Genomic DNA, 16,002 nt, shown 5'->3' on the forward strand with positions numbered 1-16,002 from the left:
TCGCCCAGCGCGGTGACCCGGTCTCCTCCGGCCGGGTCTCGCCGGGGCTGTCGGCGGGGCTTCCAGTACGTGAGGGGAACCCTGAGGGAATCTGATTCCCTCAGGGTTCCCCTCACGTACCTTGTGCGCCCTTGCGGGGGCACCGGCGAACGGAGTCAGCGCAGAGCGGGAACCCGAGGTTCGTATTTGGCCAGCAGCGCCGCGTTCGCCGCGTCGCCACCCTCCACATTGGAGCTGCGCCACAGCGGAACGTCGAGCCCCTCGGCAGTGCCCCGGTCGTAAACCTCGGCCAGGATCAGGTTCCACAGAAACGCGTTGACCACAGTGGACAGCGGCCCGGTGCTCGGCGCGGAAGCCGGATAGCTGGCGTCGCCGGGAATCACCAGCGAATCCAGCACCACGCTGCCTTCCTCGACCAGCGTCGTGGGAGACCGGCGCGGCGCGGCGGCTACGCACGCCCGCGACGTCACCGCGATCACCGCGGCGCCCCGGCGGCGCGCACCGGCGGCCAGTTCGACCGGGTACGGGTTCACGCCGGACGTGGAGAACACGACCAGCACGTCGTCGGCTCCCGGCGCGCGTTCGGCCAGCACCTCTTCGGCGAGCCCGGAACGGCGCTCGGTGCGCGTGCTGTGCTGCGCGCCGTGCAGCGGCAGCAGTTCCGGGTGGTACACCGGATACACGCAGGCGAGCCCGCCCGCGCGGTAGAACGTCTCGGCGACCGCGGCCAGCGAGTGCCCGGCGCCCGCGGTGAAGACGAGCGCGTCGGCCCGGATCACCCCCAGCAGCAGGTCCGCGGCGGCGGACACCTGCGCGGCATTGGCCTCCGCTGCCGCCGCAAGATGGTCCGAAGTGCTCTTCACGAGATCCGTGGCGCTCACCACACCTGCCCTTCCTCGCGGGTCCGGGCACCGAATCTATCGGGTGGACACGCTTCGTGGTGGATTACCGTGGAGTTGATCGGAATGGGGGTGCCGGTGAACGGGAAACGGCAAGACGGTCGGACGGATCCGGCCGTGCGGGTGTGGCGTGCCCCCGGGCAGACCCGCGCGGTGGCGCTCGTATTGCACGGCGGGGCCGAACGCAGCGCCGCGGTCGTCCAGCCGTGGCGGCTGGCGTATCAGCGCATGGTGCCGCTGGCCCGTTCGCTGCACCGGGCCGGACGGCGGCACGGCCTGGAAGTCCGGTTGATGCGGAACCGGCTGTACGGCTGGAACGACCGGATGGAAAGCCCGATCCCGGACGCGCGCTGGGCGCTGGAACAAATCCGCGCCGACCATCCCGGGCTCCCGGTGGTCCTCGTCGGCCATTCCATGGGCGGCCGCGTCGCGCTGCGCGTCGCCGACGATCCGGCGGTGACCGGGGTGTGCGCGATGGCCCCGTGGACGCCGCAGGGCGAGCCGGTGGACGCCGTCGCGGGCCGCGCGGTGCTGATCGCGCACGGCACCCGCGACCGGATGACCTCGCCCGCCGAGTCCTACGCCTTCGCCGCGCGCGCCCGCGAGGTCACCGACCTGGTGGCGCGGTTCGAGATCGCCGGGGAAGGCCATTCGATGCTCCGCCGTCCCGCGGTCTGGACCCGGCTGATGTGTGCTTTCACACTGGACCGGATCGGAGTGGGCGAGACGGACGAGACTCTCCGTCAGGCCTGGTCCCGCCCTTCCGGCGACCGGCTGCGCATCCCGGGGTAATCCGACGGCGCGGCCCGGTCGCGAAGGCAGTCGGGACGAAGCGGGAATATCATGGGGAAGGGCTCGAAAGCCCGTTCGGAGGGAGTGTCTTGTCCACGTCACGAGTCGATCCGACAGTGGTCTCAGCGGCCTCGCAGCCGGTGCCCGACGAATCCCGATGGCCCGGTCTCGCCACGCCGCCGCACTCGCCGTTGCGGGCGCGCGCGGCCGAGGCGCTGTTCCGGCACGCGGTGAAATCGCTGGACGTGCGCGTCACGTTGCCGGACGGCACGGTGCTCGGCGCGGGCGGCCCGGAAGCGCCGGAGATGCGCATCCACCGGCCCGCGGCGTTCTTCCACCGGCTCGGAGCCGACGCGAAGATCGGCTTCGGCGAGGCGTACCTGGTCGGCGACTGGACGGCGGACGACCTGGCGGGCGTCCTCACGCCGTTCGCCGAACGGCTGGCCACGCTGGTGCCGCCGTTCCTGCAGCGGTTCCGCCGGTTCGCCGAGCGCATGCAGCCGTCCGAGGAAGAGAACACCGTCGAAGGCGCGCGGTCGAACATCCACCGGCACTACGACCTGTCGAACGACTTGTTCAGCGCGTTCCTGGACGAGTCGATGATGTACTCCTCCGCGCTCTTCGGCCCCGGGGACACGCTCACTCAGGCGCAGCACCGCAAGCTCGACAGCGTGCTCGACTACGCCGGAGTGCGCAAAGGCAGCGAGGTGCTGGAGATCGGCACCGGATGGGGCGAGCTGTCCATCCGCGCGGCCTCGCGCGGCGCGAAGGTCACGTCGCTGACCATCTCGCGGGAGCAGAAGGTGCTCGCCGACGCCCGGATCGCCGAGGCGGGCCTTTCCGACCGCGTCGACGTGCGGCTGTGCGACTACCGCGAGGCCACCGGCGAGTACGACTCGGTGGTCAGCGTGGAGATGATCGAGGCGGTCGGCGCGTCCTACTGGCCGACGTTCTTCTCCACGATCGGCAAGCGCCTGCGCCCCGGCGGGCAGTTCGGCCTGCAGGCGATCACCATGGACCACGACCGGATGCTGGCCTCGGCCAAGTCCTACACGTGGATCCACAAGTACGTCTTCCCCGGCGGCATCATCCCGTCGGTGCAGGCGATCGAGGACGGGATGCGCGAGAACACCCGGCTGAAGCTGGCCGGGATGCGCGAGTTCGGCCAGGACTACGCCCGCACGCTCAAGCTGTGGCGGGACCGCTTCCAGCAGCGCTGGGACGACATCCGCGGCTTCGGGTTCGACGACGTGTTCCGGCGGATGTGGGAGTTCTATCTCGCCTACTCCGAGGCCGGGTTCCGGTCGGGGCATCTGAAGGTCCACCAGTTCGGGTTCGCCGACCCGCGCTGAGGCCGTCTCTCCCCGCCGGAACAACCCGCGTAGGGTCCCGCACGTCCACCGCAGGAGGACCGCGCAGGAGCCTGCGCGGCCACGCACCACCGGATCGGGGAGACAGGCCCATGACGTACGGAGGCGACGACGGCAGGCGGCGGATGCCGCCCGGCCCACCGCAGCCCCCCGCACGCCCGCGCCAGCAGCAGCGGGCGCAGATGATGCCGCTGCCGGGCAGGGGGCAGAGCCCGTATGACGCCCGCACCCGGCCGATGGGAGCGCGCGGCGAGGCCCCGCCCCCGCCGCCGGGGCCGCCGAGGCAGGACCCGCCGGAGTACGGGGGCAGGCAGCCGCGACCGCGCCGTCGCCGCCGGTGGAGCGTCGGCAAGATCCTGATGACGCTGCTCATCGTGTTCGTGCTGTTCCTCGCCGGGGTCTGGGCGTATCTGGAGTTCACCATCAACCGGGTGGACGCGATCGGCGACTACTCCGGGCGCCCGGCCGCCGCGTCGGGCACGAACTGGCTGATCGTCGGGTCGGACAGCCGCCAGGGCCTGAGCGCGGAAGACGAGGAGCGGCTGGCCACCGGCGACTCCGGCGAGGCGGGCGGGCAGCGCACCGACACGATCATGATCGCGCACATCCCGGACAATTCGACCAAACCGACGCTGCTGAGCCTGCCGCGCGACTCGCAGGTGAAGATCCCCGGCCACGGCACGAGCAAGATCAACGCCGCGTTCGCCCTCGGCGGGCCGAAACTGCTGGTCCAGACGGTCGAACAGGCCACCGGCCTGCGCATGGACCACTACGCGGAGATCGGCTTCGGCGGCTTCGCGAACATCGTCGACGCGATCGGCGGGGTCGACATGTGCATCGACAAGGACATGAACGACCCGATGACCGGCATCGACATCAAGGCGGGCTGCCAGAAGCTCGACGGCCGCTCGGCGCTCGGCTTCGTCCGGATGCGCCACGCCGACGCGACGCCGCGCTCGGACCTCGACCGGGTGGCGAACCAGCGCAAGTTCATCGGGGCGCTGGTCAGCCAGATCGCCAGCCCCGGGACTCTGTTGAATCCGTTCGACTTCTTCCCGCTGCTGGGCTCCGCGCCGGACGCGCTGACCATGGACACCGGCGATCACGTGCACAACCTGGTCGGCTTGGCGATCGCGATGCGCGGCATTTCCTCCGACGGCGTCACGACCACGACGGTGCCGCTCACCGACGCGTCGGCGCAGCACTGGGACAAGAAGAAGTCCGGGCAGATGTTCGACGCGCTGAAGAACGACACCGAGGTGCCGCCGGACATCGTGATGCACTGACGTTTTCTTGGGAAACGGCGGCGGTCTTCGCGAAATTCGCGAGCCTGCCGCCGTTTCTGCTGTCAGGATGGGTCGCATGGACACTCTCACCGACGGTGTAGTCACCCTGGTTCGCTGGCGCTCGGAGCATCGGGACGCGCAGGTGGCTGCTGTGGTGGGATCCCTGGACCACCTGGCCGCCTGGATGCCGTGGGCGATCGACGGCTACGACGAGGCCAAGGGCGACGAATTCCTGACGCGCGTGGCCTCGCAATGGGAGAGCGGCGAGGAATACAACTACGCGATCTATACGCCGGACTCCGAACTGGCGGGCAGTTGCGGTTTGATGCGCCGTGGCGACGGGTGGGAGATCGGGTACTGGCTCACGAAAACCCAGACTGGCAAGGGGTTTGTGACGCGGGCGAGTGCGTTGCTGGTCGCTTTGGCTTGGCGGCTGGACGCCGCTTTTGTGTTGATCAAGCACGATTCGGAGAATGCCCGCAGCGGCGCGGTTCCGGAGCGGCTGGGGTTTTCGCGGGTGGGGGAGGAGAAGGCCGAGGGGCGGCTTCCGTCGGCTTGCAGCGGGGTGAACGTGGTTTGGCGGCTCGAGCGGCCTGCGTAAGCGCTTCGCGCGCCCGGCTCATCGGCTTCGCGTGCGCCGCTGGGTTTGAGAGCGCCCCAATGCGGCATTGGGTGCATCTCACGCACCGAATGCCACATTGGGTGCGTTGCATGCACCCAATGCCACATTGGGGCAATCCTCGGCTGAGGGCGGGATTTCCGGGTGGCGCAGGTTAAGCGTCCGCGCGCTCCCGCAGTACCTTCAGCGCCCGATCCGCATGCGCTGTGAAGTTCAGTTCACTCTTGATCACGTCCAAGACCCGCCGGTCTTCCGCGATCACGAACGTCTGCCGTTTCGTGTGCAGGGGCAGGATTTTGCGCCACACGCCGAACTGCTTCGCCACCGTACCGTCCACATCGGACAGCAGCGGGTAGTCGAAGCTGTGCTTCTCGGAGAACTCCCGCTGTTTGCCCACGGCGTCCGGGCTGATGCCGACGCGCTGCGCGCCCGCCTCGGCGAATTCCGCGGCCAGGTCCCGGAAGTGACAGCTTTCCGCGGTGCAGCCGGTCGTCATCGCGGCCGGGTAGAAGAACAGCACGACCGGGCCGTCGGCCAGGAGGCCCGAGAGGGTGCGTTCGACGCCCTGGTCGTCGGGGAGGGTGAAGTCGGGGGCGAGGTCGCCAGGCTGCATCGCGGACGGGGTCCTTCCGGTCGATTCGGTGGCCATCATCTTGCCCGGGCGTCCGGTCGGCTGCGCGGCGGCCCGAACCACGGGGCAAGCATCTCACTGGTGAGTAACGGTCGGTAGACACAGATCGGATGGCGTAACACGCAGGGTGACCTACGCGACCGACAACCATGAAGTGCGCGACCGCGACAGTGGCAGCGTTGACGGCGATCATGGCTGCACTCACCGCATGCTCTGGCCAAACGCCCGCCGTGCCAGAGGGGACTCAAAGCGGCCAGAAAACCACACCTCCCGACACTCGAATGTCGGCACCGACGTTCACTATGAGGGGTGCCTTCGATATCCCCGCAAGCGGCGGCGAGAAGCTGACGCAGGGGACGGCCTGCAAGGGCACCGGAACCTACTCGGATGCGGCAGCCGGTGCCCCGGTGCGCGTCTACAACGGCAACGGCGAGCTGGTCGCCCAAGGCGCATTGCCGAACGGGATCTTCCAAATCACCCCGATCGGCAGTGCCTGCGTTTTCTCGATCACGGTGTCCGAGGTCCCGGACGGGCTGATTCAGTATGGAGTCCAGATCGGTGAGCACGGCGTTCGCCCGGTGAAGTCGGACGAGATGCACGCGTGGGTGTTCCTTTACGCCAGCTAGGAAATAGTGGCCTTCGGAGCCTCGATGTGCTCGCCGGTCCACATGGCGCGCTCGGGCCGGGAAGTCGTTCTCGACGCCGACTGGGCAGCGGATGACGTTGACGGGACGACGGGAAAGCGTCAGCTGGCGTGCCGGGCGATCATTTCGTCCACCTCATCACCCGTCGCGGACTCTGTCACGAACGAACCCCGAGCCGCCAGCACTCCCTGTTCCCGCAACCGGTCCGCGTGGTCAGCGTCCCGCACGCCCTCAGCCCCGATGCGCAGCCCAAGCTCCTTGGCTCGCGTCACCAGCTGCGACAGGTGCCGCACGTCGGTATCCGCTGGGTCCGGACCGGCGAGTGCGTCGATTACCGGGCCGCTGAGGATCACGTGCTTGACCGGGAGCCCGTACCTCGGGATGAGTTCCAGGTCGGACGATCCGGAGATGGTGAGCACCAGCTGCGCGCCAAGGTCGGCGAGCACGGTGAACGAGTCCAGCACCTCGCCGTCGTCGCCGAACATCGACGTGCGGTCGGTGCAGAGCCGCAATGCTCGGGCGGGCAGGCGGTGCCGGTCCAGCTGATCTTTGACCAGCAGCACCAGGTCTTGGTCGATGGCCAGGCGCTTCGGCAGCCGGATGCAGACGTCCGGCGCGGCGGGGCCGTATTGCTCGCGCCAGCGCGCGGTCGCGCCCAGCGATTCCTGCAGCAGCCATTTGCCGAGCGGCACGGTCATGCCGGTGGTCTGCGCGAGCGGGTAGAACTCCTCGGGGCCGAGTTCGCCGCGTTCGGGATGGCTCCAGAGCAGACCGGCGTTCACCGCGGCGATCTCGTCCGGCTTCGCGAGCTTGACCGTCGGCTGGTAGATCAGCGAGAACTCGCCGTTCTCCAGCGCACCGGCGATCACGGCACCGAGCTGGTAGCGGTTGCGGTTCTCGTTGTCTTTCTGCGGGTCGTACTCCATCCACTGCGCCTTGCCCGCCTCTTTGGCACGGTGCAGCGCCAGCTCGGCCGCGCGCAGCAGTTCGCTGTGGCTGCTTTCGTGCGCCGGGCGCACGACGATCCCGATGCTCGCGCTGACGCCGATGCCGTGTCCGTCGACGTACACCGGCTCGCTGAGTTCTTCCAGCACTTGGTCGGCCAGCACGACCGTCTTCTGCGAGTTCAGCTCCGACCCGCGCAGGATCACGGCGAACCCGTCGCCGGACAGCCGGGCGACGTAACCGTCGTACTGGCCGGTGAACACCGCCTCCAGCTTCCGTGAGATCGCCTTCAGCACGAGGTCGCCCATGCCGGTGCCGAGCCCATCGTTGATCACCTTGAACCCGTCGATGTCCAGGTACAGCAAGGCGATCTCGTCGGTGCCGCTCGAGCCGAGCACGGTTTCCAGCCGGGTGGTGAACGCGGCGCTGTTGGGCAGCCCGGTGAGCGGGTCGTGCAGGTTCTGGTGGCGCAGCCGTTCGCCGAGCAGGTGCAGGTCGTCGTCATCGGCCGCCATGAACACCGGGAAGTACGTCCCGGGACGGTCGCCGGGCAGCGTCGCGATCGTGACGTTCGTGGTGAGCTCGCCGTCGAGGCTGTGGCCGAGCTGCACGCTCTGGATGCTCCGGCGGCCGTCGGCGGTGAGCGGCAGGCCCTCGATCGCGGAGCGCAGCCGCACGGAATCCTGCGGGCCGGCTCCGAGGTCGGCGATGTGCTTGTCCCGCAACTCGATCGCGGACGTGCCGAGCAGCCGGGCCAGCGCGGCGTTCGCCTCGACGACGGTTCCGTCCGGGCCGGTGAGCGCGATGCCGATCGGCGCGGAGGAGAAAAGCGCGGTGAACCGGCGCGTGGCGCCGGCGTCCTCGGGACGCTCGGCGACCTCGCCGGCGAAGTCGAGCAGGATCCGCTCCACCTCGGCGGGAGGGAGCGTTACTCCGTTGGTGTCGGTCAGCGCCGCCGCGTACTTGCGCGCGACGTCGACCAACCCTGGCGCGGCACCAGGCTCCGGCACTCTCCACCTCTTCATACGCGGACAAAGACCAGCTCAGGCCCGGTGCGGAGGATCCGAAGACCCACACTGGGTACGAGTTGGCCGCAAGTGATGCCACGGCATCACGGAGCTAACAGGGTGTCTACCGGCTGAACGAGTGATGGGCACTACACAACTGGTGACATCAAGTCACCTTGAGTACACGAAGGTGGCCTGTACTGCGGTTTTGTCTCCAGCTGTCGACCTTTCTGTCCCGCTCGGCGGCCGTCAACGATAGGCCAGCCGGGCCGGGAGCCCGTCGGCGGGCACCGGAAGCGAGACGTAGTCCCACTTGGAGACGTAGTCCTCGGGCACCGACCAGCGGTGCGCCCGCAGCAGCTCGTGCATGAGCGCCTTGACCTCCAGGCCGCCGAACTGCAGCCCGATGCACTTGTGCGCGCCGCCGCCGAACGGCATCCACGCGAACCGGTGCGATTTGTCCTCGCGGCGGTCCGGGCCGAACCGCTCGGGGTCGAAGCGCAGCGGATCGGTCCAGTGCTCGGGGGAGTAGTGGTTCAGCGTCGGCGAAACCGCGACCATCGTGCCTTCCGGCAGGTAGTGGCCGAGGACGGAAGTGTCCTTTGTGGTCTTTCGCGCGAGCGACGGCACCGGCGCGCGCAGCCGCAGCGCCTCTTTCATGACGAGGTCCAGCGTTTCGAGGCTCTCCAGCGCTTCGAGGTCCGGCAGGTCGTCGCCGAGGCGCAGCGACTCCTCGCGGGCGCGCTCCTGCCATTCCGGGTGCTTCGCGAGGTAGTAGGCCATCGCGCTGGCGGTGATGGTGGTCGTGTCGTGCGCGGCCATCATCAGGAAGATCATGTGGTTGACGATGTCGGCGTCGCTGAACCGGTCGCCGTCCTCGGAGGCCGCGTGGCAGAGCGCGGAGAACAGGTCGTCGCCGTCCGCGTCGCGCTTCGCCGCGAGGTTCTCCCCGAAATAGCGCTCCAGCGTCCGCCTGCCGCGCAAACCCGCGGCCCAGCGGCCGCCAGGCACCGGATATCGCACGACGGCGGTACCGGCGCGCACAGCGGCCACGAACGCGCGGTTGATGCGCTCGGCGTCGGCGGCGGAGCGCATGCCCATGAAAACCTGCGTCGCGACGTCCAGCGTCAGCTGTTTGAACGCCCAATACAGCTGGGGGCGGCCGGACGGCAGCGCGGCGACGCCCTCGCGCAGCGCCGGGCCCATCTGTGCGACATAGCCGCGGAGCCGGTCTCGGGTGAAAGCCTCCTGCATGATGCGGCGGTGCAGGTGGTGCTCGCCGAAGTCGAGCAGCATGAGGCCGCGCTCGAAGAATCGCTCGATGAAGAACTTCCAGCCCTCCTGGGAGAAGGCCTTGTCCTTGTTGACGAGGGCGGTCTGGGTGGCGTCGGGTCCGGACAGCGTCACGATGCGTTGGCCGAACACGCCCATCCACGAGACTGGGCCGAACTGCTCGAAGCGGCGGAGGCTGAAGTCGAGGCCGAACCGCATCCCGTCGAGGGTGTGGCCGATCAGGGGTGGGCCGTCGTCGCCGAGGATGGGTTTCAGGCCGCTGCCGGCTGGGGGTGTGGCGAGTTCGCTGACTGGCCAGCGGGCGCTGAGCCAGCGTTCGTCTACCTTGCGCGGCAACGGGATCGCGGTTAGGGGCGGCATTCGGCCGCGGAGGTTTTCGGACAGTTTTGTGACGCTGTCGCTCCCGGCGTGGGCGACCTTGCCGAGCGCGTCGGGACCTACTCGGGCGACCCGGCCGAGCGCGCCGCCGGTCGTCGGGATTCCCGCTTTTCCGGTCACGTCCGCCATGACGACCACCTCCCGGCAAGGGTATCGGTCGCGTCCACGGTCCTCTGTTATTGACGTTCTGACAATACCTGGCGGGGCTGCCGTTCGGGTGATCCTCGGGGGCTTTGTGCGAGGGGTGAGTTCTCGTCGCCTGGCGGCGAGATCGCTGGGGGTTAAAAAAACTCGGCCGCGCCCTGGTTTGTCAGGGCGCGGCCGAGCTTCAATGCGTTGGGATGCTCAGTCCCAGTCCAGGGCGCCGCCTGACTGGTACTCGATGACCCGGGTCTCGAAGAAGTTCTTCTCCTTCTTCAAGTCCATCGCCTCCGACATCCACGGGAACGGGTTTTCGTTCTCGCCGTAGATCGGGGTCAGGCCGATCTGCTGGGCGCGGCGGTCGGTGATGAAGTGCATGTACTGCTCGCACAGGTCAGCCGACAGGCCGAGCATGCCGCGCGGCATGGTGTCGCGGGCGTACTTCACTTCCAGTTCGCACGCGTCCTGCAGCATTCCGCGCACCTCGGCCTGGAACTCTTCGGTCCAGAGGTGCGGGTTCTCGATCTTGATCTGGTTGATGCAGTCGATGCCGAAGTTCAGGTGGATCGACTCGTCGCGCAGGATGTACTGGTACTGCTCGGCGATGCCGACCATCTTGTTCCGGCGGCCCAGCGACAGGATCTGGGCGAAACCGGTGTAGAACCACATGCCTTCGAAGATCACGTAGAACGCCACGAGATCGCGCAGGAACGCCTGGTCGGCTTCCGGCGTGCCGGTTTCGAAGTCCGGGTTTTCCAGGTTCTGCGTGTACTTCAGCGCCCACGCGTCCTTGTCCGAAATGGACGGGACCTCGCGGTACATGTTGAACAGCTCGCCCTCGACGAGGCCGAGGCTTTCGCAGATGTACTGGAAGGTGTGCGTGTGCACGGCCTCCTCGAAGGCCTGGCGCAGCAGGTACTGGCGGCACTCCGGGTTGGTGATCTGCCGGTACACCGCGAGCACGATGTTGTTGGCCACCAAGGACTCCGCCGTCGCGAAGAAGCCGAGGTTGCGCTTGAGCATCTGCCGCTCGTCCTCGGTGAGGCCGTCCGGCGACTTCCACAGCGCGATGTCCGCCTGCATCGCGACCTCGGTCGGCATCCAGTGGTTGTTGCACGCCGCGAGGTACTTGTCCCACGCCCACCGGTACTTCATCGGCAGCAGCTGGTTGACGTCGGCGCGCGCGTTGATCATGCGCTTGTCGTCGACGTTGATCCGGGCCGCGCCGACCTCGATTTCGCCGAGGCCGGTCGCGTCCGTCGTTTCCACGTTCGTCATCAAGGGTTCCTTACTGGCAGGCTTCGCAGTCGGGGTCGTCGATCCGGCAGGCAGCGCCCTCGGTGGCGACGAAGTCGACGTCGGTCTTCGGCATTTCCTTCGGCTCCGCCGGAACGGCCGCGGCGGGCGACGGCGACGGAGTGGCGGCCGGGACCGCGGCGGACGGCGACGGCGTGGCAGCCGGGGCCGGGGAAGCAGCGGGGGCAGCGGCAGCGGCGGGAGCCGGAGTGGCGGAGACGGCGTTCAGCTTGCCGTCGGTGCCGCGCAGGGTGCTCTTCTCCACGTGCGTCGCGGACTGCGCCCGCAGGTAGTACGTGGTCTTGAGGCCCTTGTGCCAGGCGTAGCGGTACAGCTCGTCGAGCTTGCGCCCGCTCGGAGCCGCGATGTACAGGTTCAGCGACTGGGCCTGGTCGATCCACTTCTGCCGCACCGAACCGGCGTCCACGATCCACTTCGACTCGATCTCGAAGGCCGTCGCGTACAGCGCCTTGAGGTCGTCCGGGACGCGGTCGATCTGGCCGAGGCTGCCGTCGAAGTACTTCAGGTCGCTGACCATGACCTCGTCCCACAGGCCGCGCGCCTTGAGGCTCTTGACCAGGTGCGGGTTGACGACGGTGAAGTCGCCGGACATGTTCGACTTGACGTACAGGTTCTGGAACAGCGGCTCGATCGACTGGCCGACGCCGGAGATGTTGGAGATCGTCGCGGTCGGCGCGATCGCCATCACGTTGGAGTTGCGCATGCCGACGGTCCTGACGCGCTCGCGCAGCGGGGCCCAGTCCAGCGTCGTGGAGGTGTCGACGTCGAGGCCGTCGCCCTGGCGGGCGTCGATGAGCAGCTGCATCGAGTCGATCGGCAGGATTCCCTTGCTCCACAAGGAACCCTCGAACGTCTGGTACTGGCCGCGCTCCTCGGCGAGATCGGTCGAGGCCGAGATCGCGTAGTAGGAGAGGTGCTCCATCGAAGTGTCGGCGAACTTCACCGCGTCGGCGGACGCGAACGGCACGCCCAGCTCGAACAGCGCGTCCTGGAATCCCATGATGCCCAGGCCGACCGGACGGTGGCGCAGGTTGGAACGGCGCGCCTCCGGGATCGTGTAGAAGTTGATGTCGATCACGTTGTCGAGCATGCGCACCGCGGTGCGCACGGTCTTCTCGAGCCGCTTGGTGTCGAGCCCTTCAGGGGTGACGTGCTTGAGCAGGTTCACCGAGCCGAGGTTGCAGACCGCGACCTCTTCGGTGTTCGTGTTCAGCGTGATCTCGGTGCACAGGTTGGACGAGTGCACGACGCCGACGTGCTGCTGCGGCGAACGCAGGTTGCACGGGTCCTTGAAGGTGATCCACGGGTGGCCGGTCTCGAACAGCATGGTCAGCATGCGCCGCCACAGCTCGACCGCGCGGACCTTGCGGAACACCTTGATCTCGCCGCGCGCGGCGGCCGCCTCGTACTCGCGGTAGCGCTGCGCGAACGCGTTGCCGTAGAGGTCGTGCAGGTCCGGCGTCTCGTTCGGCGAGAACAGCGTCCACTCGGCGTTCGCTTCGACGCGGCGCAGGAACTCGTCCGGGACCCAGTTGGCGGTGTTCATGTCGTGCGTGCGCCGCCGGTCGTCGCCGGTGTTCTTGCGCAGGTCGAGGAATTCCTCGATGTCGACGTGCCAGGTCTCCAGGTACGCGCAGGCCGCGCCCTTGCGCTTGCCGCCCTGGTTGACCGCGACCGCGGTGTCGTTGGCGATCTTCAGGAACGGCACGACGCCCTGGGACTGGCCGTTGGTGCCCTTGATGTGCGCGCCGAGGCCGCGGACCGGGGTCCAGTCGTTGCCGAGGCCGCCGGAGTACTTGGCCAGCAGCGCGTTGTTCTTGTACGCCTGGAAAATCGAGTCCAGGTCGTCGTCCACGGTGGTCAGGAAGCAGGACGACAGCTGCGCACGGTTGGTGCCGCTGTTGAACAGCGTCGGGGTGGACGCCATGAAGTGGAACGTCGAGAGCAGCTCGTAGAACTCGATCGCGCGGGCTTCGCGGTTGTCCTCGCGGATCGCCAGGCCCATCGCGACGCGCATGAAGAACGCCTGCGGCAGCTCGAACCGGACGCCGTTGTGGTGCTGGAAGTACCGGTCGTACAGCGTCTGCAGGCCGAGGAAGCCGAAGTCGAGGTCGCGCTCGGCGTGAATGGCGGCGGTGATCTTGTCCAGGTCGAAGCCCAGCAGCTCGCCGTCGACCAGTTCCAGCTCGACCGCGCGGCGCAGGTAGGCGCGGAAGTACGCCGGGTATTCGCTCGTCATTTCGTCCTGGCTGGCCTGCCGCGGCTTCTGCGCGAGGTAGCTCAGCGCCTCGCCGCGCAGCTTGTCCAGCAGCAGCCGGGCGGACACGAACGAGTAGTTCGGCTCCTGCTCGACGAGCACGCGCGCGGCCATGATCTGCGCGAGGGCGAGTTCGTCGGCGGTGATGCCGTCGTAGAGGTTGCGCTTGGCCTCGGCCAGCACCGGCTCGGCGGACACGTCCTCGAGCCCGGCGACGGCCTCGCCGACGACGTGCGAAACGCGCGCCCAGTCGAGCGGGCGCAGCGTCCCGTCGGCGCCCTTGACGCTCAGCGCGACCTCGGCCGACGCCGGCGCGGCGGCCTCGCGGGCCTTCGAGCGCTCGTCGCGGTAGAGGACGTAGGCGCGGGCGACCTTGTGGTGCTCGCCGCGCATCAGAGCGAGTTCGACCTGGTCCTGGATCTGCTCGATGTGCAGCGCGGTCTCCGGGCCGGTGTGGCGCAGCAGCGCCGCCTCGACCTGCCCGGTCAGCTCCGCGACCACGTGGTGCACGCGGGAGGACGCGGCGGCGTCGCCGCCCTCGACCGCGAGGAAGGCCTTGGTCAGCGCCACCGAGATCTTGCCCGCGTCGAAGGGCGAGACGCTTCCGTCCCGCCGGATGACGCGGACCGCGCTCGGGGCCCCCTCCGCCGCCGACGGCGGCCGCTGACCGGTTTCCACTGACATGCGTGTCTCCAACAGTTCCTCGAAATGGGCGCGTTCGAGCGGCACACAGCCGGTCAAGGCCATGCGCTGCGGTTTCGTCGAAACAGCCCGGCCGCCCTCGTCAAGCGGTCTCCCCGTCGCTGGGGGCTGCCGGTTCCCAGAGACTACATCTTGGGGTTCAAGCTCGCACGGGCCCCAAGGTATGGCGTGTCACTCTCACCCTGGCGGGTTATCCGATCACCGAGGGCAAGATCCGAAACGGAGCTTCGTGGCGCCCAGTGCCGCACTGGCCACGGGCCGTTTCCCGGCCAGGTACCCCAGCGGCCCGGCCGGGTTGACCGACCAGTCCGCGGCCGCCGCGCGCGGTTTCGCGCGCCACTCGACCGGGCTACGCAGCGGGCTGCCGTTTCGCGCCTGAGCGATCTCGAAGCGTACCGGGAGTGTGATCGGGAGCCCGACGCGCGGGGTGAAGGCGGCGGTGGCGATCCAGTCGTCGGAGGCCGCGGCGGTGAAGGTGCGCCCGCCGGTGAAGGTGAAGGCCGCGAGGTCCTTCGGAATGCCCCACAGTTCGCGCCCGCCCGCGCGCGAGACCTCGCTGTCGACCCAGATGTCGGTGATCGACGCGGCGAGCCCGCGGCCGCGCACGGCGACGCAGGAGAGGAGTTCGTGGTAGCTCAACTGACCGGACGGGAGGTAGTCGATCCAGGCGGTGAAGACGGCGGCCTGGTTGTTGAGGAGCAGCGGCTCGGCGCCGGTGGGCAGCGCGGGCAGTTCGTCGATCGGCACGCGCCAGATGGAGATGCAGGCGTCGGCGGCGAGATGCCACGGTTCGGGCGGGTACTCGGTCATTCGCTGGTCCACGGCAGGTAGGGCGGCAGATCTCGGTCCACGCGCAACGGGAACTCGGGCGGGCGTTTCTGGAAGAACGAGGCGATGCCTTCGACGGCGTCGGGGTTCGAACCCAGCTGGGAGATGAGCTTCGAGTCCACCTGGTGGACGTCGAACGGCGACGGGGCCGAGGCCATCCGGTAGAGCAGCTGGCGGGTGACCGCCACCGCGACGGGTGCGGTGGTCTCGGCGATTTCTCGGGCCTTTTCTTGGGCCTGGCTCAGGACGTCCTCGGGCTCGTGGATCCGGTGGACGAGCCCGGTTTGGAGCGCTTCCTCGGGGCCGAAGAGCCGTCCGCTGACCATCCAGTCGACGGCCGCGCCCATCCCGACGAGCCGGGGGAGGAACCACGCGGACGCGCCCTCGGGGTAGATCCCGCGGCGGGTGAAGACGAAGCCGAACTTGGAGTCGGTGGCGGCGAACCGGTAGTCGCAGGACAGCGTGATGGTGATCCCCGCGCCGACGGACGCCCCGCGCAGCGCGGCGAGCACCGGCTTGTTCATGGTGAAGATCCGCTTCGAGACGCGGCCCGCGGGTTCCTGCCAGTCGTCCGGCGGGCGGTCGCCGAAGTCGAACCCGCCGGACGAGAGGTCGGCTCCGACGGAGAAGTCCTTGCCGGTGGTTCCGAGCACGACCGCGCGGATGTTCTCGTCCCGGTCGGCGCGGTCGAGGGCGTCGGCGAGTTCGTCGGCCATCCGGGTCGTGTAGCCGTTGCGGGCCTCGGGCCGGTCGAGCAGGACGGTCGCGACTTTGCCGGCGACGTCGCAGGCGATCTCCGCGTAGGAGTCCATGGGAGGACGGTAGGGCGCCGGAGCCTTGTTTTCAATGTGTCAATAACGGTTGGGCGATCGTGGCCGGGGCATGCTCGGATC

General features: G+C 68.6%; 13 protein-coding genes. 5 read left to right on the plus strand and 8 right to left on the minus strand.

The window, feature by feature from the left end; translation table 11 throughout:
• Positions 1-155: 155 nt before the first annotated feature.
• A complete protein-coding gene (locus tag ACWDNU_RS24480) occupies positions 156-884 on the minus strand; it encodes a sugar isomerase domain-containing protein (protein ID WP_449670592.1) in 729 nt (242 codons plus the stop codon).
• An 81-nt stretch (positions 885-965) separates the two neighbouring features.
• On the opposite strand from ACWDNU_RS24480, the gene ACWDNU_RS24485 reads away from it, so the two are divergent.
• The 4 genes from ACWDNU_RS24485 (at position 966) to ACWDNU_RS24500 (ending at position 4,948) form a co-directional block, all read left to right on the plus strand.
• Positions 966-1,691 carry an alpha/beta hydrolase gene (locus tag ACWDNU_RS24485; protein ID WP_449670641.1) on the plus strand — a complete coding sequence of 242 codons (726 nt, stop codon included), beginning with the start codon at positions 966-968 and terminating at the stop codon, positions 1,689-1,691.
• A gap of 89 nt (positions 1,692-1,780) precedes the next feature.
• Positions 1,781-3,043: a class I SAM-dependent methyltransferase gene (locus ACWDNU_RS24490; RefSeq protein ID WP_449670593.1), complete on the plus strand. Its 1,263-nt coding sequence runs from the start codon at positions 1,781-1,783 to the stop codon at positions 3,041-3,043.
• A 110-nt stretch (positions 3,044-3,153) separates the two neighbouring features.
• Complete coding sequence (locus ACWDNU_RS24495) at positions 3,154-4,347, plus strand: LCP family protein (protein ID WP_449670594.1); 1,194 nt, start codon at positions 3,154-3,156, stop codon at positions 4,345-4,347.
• 76 nt (positions 4,348-4,423) lie between these two features.
• Positions 4,424-4,948, plus strand: a complete 525-nt coding sequence (locus tag ACWDNU_RS24500; protein ID WP_449670595.1) for a GNAT family N-acetyltransferase — start codon at positions 4,424-4,426, stop codon at positions 4,946-4,948.
• Positions 4,949-5,120: 172 nt separating this feature from the next.
• Here the strand turns inward: ACWDNU_RS24500 and ACWDNU_RS24505 are convergent, their stop codons facing one another.
• On the minus strand, positions 5,121-5,579 hold the full coding sequence (locus tag ACWDNU_RS24505) for a peroxiredoxin (RefSeq protein WP_449670642.1): 459 nt from the start codon (positions 5,577-5,579) through the stop codon (positions 5,121-5,123).
• A gap of 197 nt (positions 5,580-5,776) precedes the next feature.
• Between ACWDNU_RS24505 and ACWDNU_RS24510 the strand changes: the two genes are divergently transcribed.
• Positions 5,777-6,223 carry a hypothetical protein gene (locus ACWDNU_RS24510; RefSeq protein WP_449670596.1) on the plus strand — a complete coding sequence of 149 codons (447 nt, stop codon included), beginning with the start codon at positions 5,777-5,779 and terminating at the stop codon, positions 6,221-6,223.
• Between the two features lie 119 nt (positions 6,224-6,342).
• Here ACWDNU_RS24510 and ACWDNU_RS24515 read toward each other — a convergent pair whose 3' ends face one another.
• The 6 genes from ACWDNU_RS24515 to ACWDNU_RS24540 all read right to left on the minus strand — a co-directional run bounded on the left by ACWDNU_RS24515 (position 6,343) and on the right by ACWDNU_RS24540 (position 15,921).
• The gene (locus ACWDNU_RS24515; RefSeq protein WP_449670597.1) at positions 6,343-8,196 is read right to left on the minus strand and encodes a diguanylate cyclase domain-containing protein; all 1,854 of its coding nucleotides are present in this window, start codon (positions 8,194-8,196) and stop codon (positions 6,343-6,345) included.
• 246 nt (positions 8,197-8,442) lie between these two features.
• Positions 8,443-9,846, minus strand: coding sequence for a cytochrome P450 (locus ACWDNU_RS24520; protein ID WP_449670643.1), 1,404 nt, complete (start codon positions 9,844-9,846; stop codon positions 8,443-8,445).
• Between the two features lie 363 nt (positions 9,847-10,209).
• Positions 10,210-11,283 carry a ribonucleotide-diphosphate reductase subunit beta gene (locus ACWDNU_RS24525; protein ID WP_134663605.1) on the minus strand — a complete coding sequence of 358 codons (1,074 nt, stop codon included), beginning with the start codon at positions 11,281-11,283 and terminating at the stop codon, positions 10,210-10,212.
• A gap of 10 nt (positions 11,284-11,293) precedes the next feature.
• Positions 11,294-14,263 (minus strand): ribonucleoside-diphosphate reductase subunit alpha, encoded by a 2,970-nt coding sequence (locus tag ACWDNU_RS24530; protein WP_449670598.1) that lies wholly within the window; start codon positions 14,261-14,263, stop codon positions 11,294-11,296.
• Between the two features lie 216 nt (positions 14,264-14,479).
• Positions 14,480-15,091: an acetoacetate decarboxylase family protein gene (locus ACWDNU_RS24535; RefSeq protein WP_449670599.1), complete on the minus strand. Its 612-nt coding sequence runs from the start codon at positions 15,089-15,091 to the stop codon at positions 14,480-14,482.
• A complete protein-coding gene (locus ACWDNU_RS24540; RefSeq protein ID WP_449670600.1) occupies positions 15,088-15,921 on the minus strand; it encodes an enoyl-CoA hydratase-related protein in 834 nt (277 codons plus the stop codon). The genes ACWDNU_RS24535 and ACWDNU_RS24540 overlap by 4 nt, the downstream gene beginning before the upstream one ends.
• Between the last annotated feature and the right edge of the window lie 81 nt (positions 15,922-16,002).

The sequence above is a fragment of the Amycolatopsis sp. NPDC003676 genome, assembly GCF_053587275.1.

Excerpts from the sequence above, each read along its gene's own strand:
- ACWDNU_RS24520 (WP_449670643.1), bottom strand. The coding sequence starts at position 9,846 with ATGCCGCCCCTAACCGCGATCCCGTTGCCGCGCAAGGTAGACGAACGC.
- ACWDNU_RS24495 (WP_449670594.1), top strand. The coding sequence starts at position 3,154 with ATGACGTACGGAGGCGACGACGGCAGGCGGCGGATGCCGCCCGGCCCA.
- ACWDNU_RS24540 (WP_449670600.1), bottom strand. The coding sequence starts at position 15,921 with ATGGACTCCTACGCGGAGATCGCCTGCGACGTCGCCGGCAAAGTCGCG.
- ACWDNU_RS24485 (WP_449670641.1), top strand. The coding sequence starts at position 966 with ATGGGGGTGCCGGTGAACGGGAAACGGCAAGACGGTCGGACGGATCCG.
- ACWDNU_RS24505 (WP_449670642.1), bottom strand. The coding sequence starts at position 5,579 with ATGCAGCCTGGCGACCTCGCCCCCGACTTCACCCTCCCCGACGACCAG.
- ACWDNU_RS24525 (WP_134663605.1), bottom strand. The coding sequence starts at position 11,283 with ATGACGAACGTGGAAACGACGGACGCGACCGGCCTCGGCGAAATCGAG.
- ACWDNU_RS24500 (WP_449670595.1), top strand. The coding sequence starts at position 4,424 with ATGGACACTCTCACCGACGGTGTAGTCACCCTGGTTCGCTGGCGCTCG.
- ACWDNU_RS24535 (WP_449670599.1), bottom strand. The coding sequence starts at position 15,091 with ATGACCGAGTACCCGCCCGAACCGTGGCATCTCGCCGCCGACGCCTGC.
- ACWDNU_RS24530 (WP_449670598.1), bottom strand. The coding sequence starts at position 14,263 with ATGTCAGTGGAAACCGGTCAGCGGCCGCCGTCGGCGGCGGAGGGGGCC.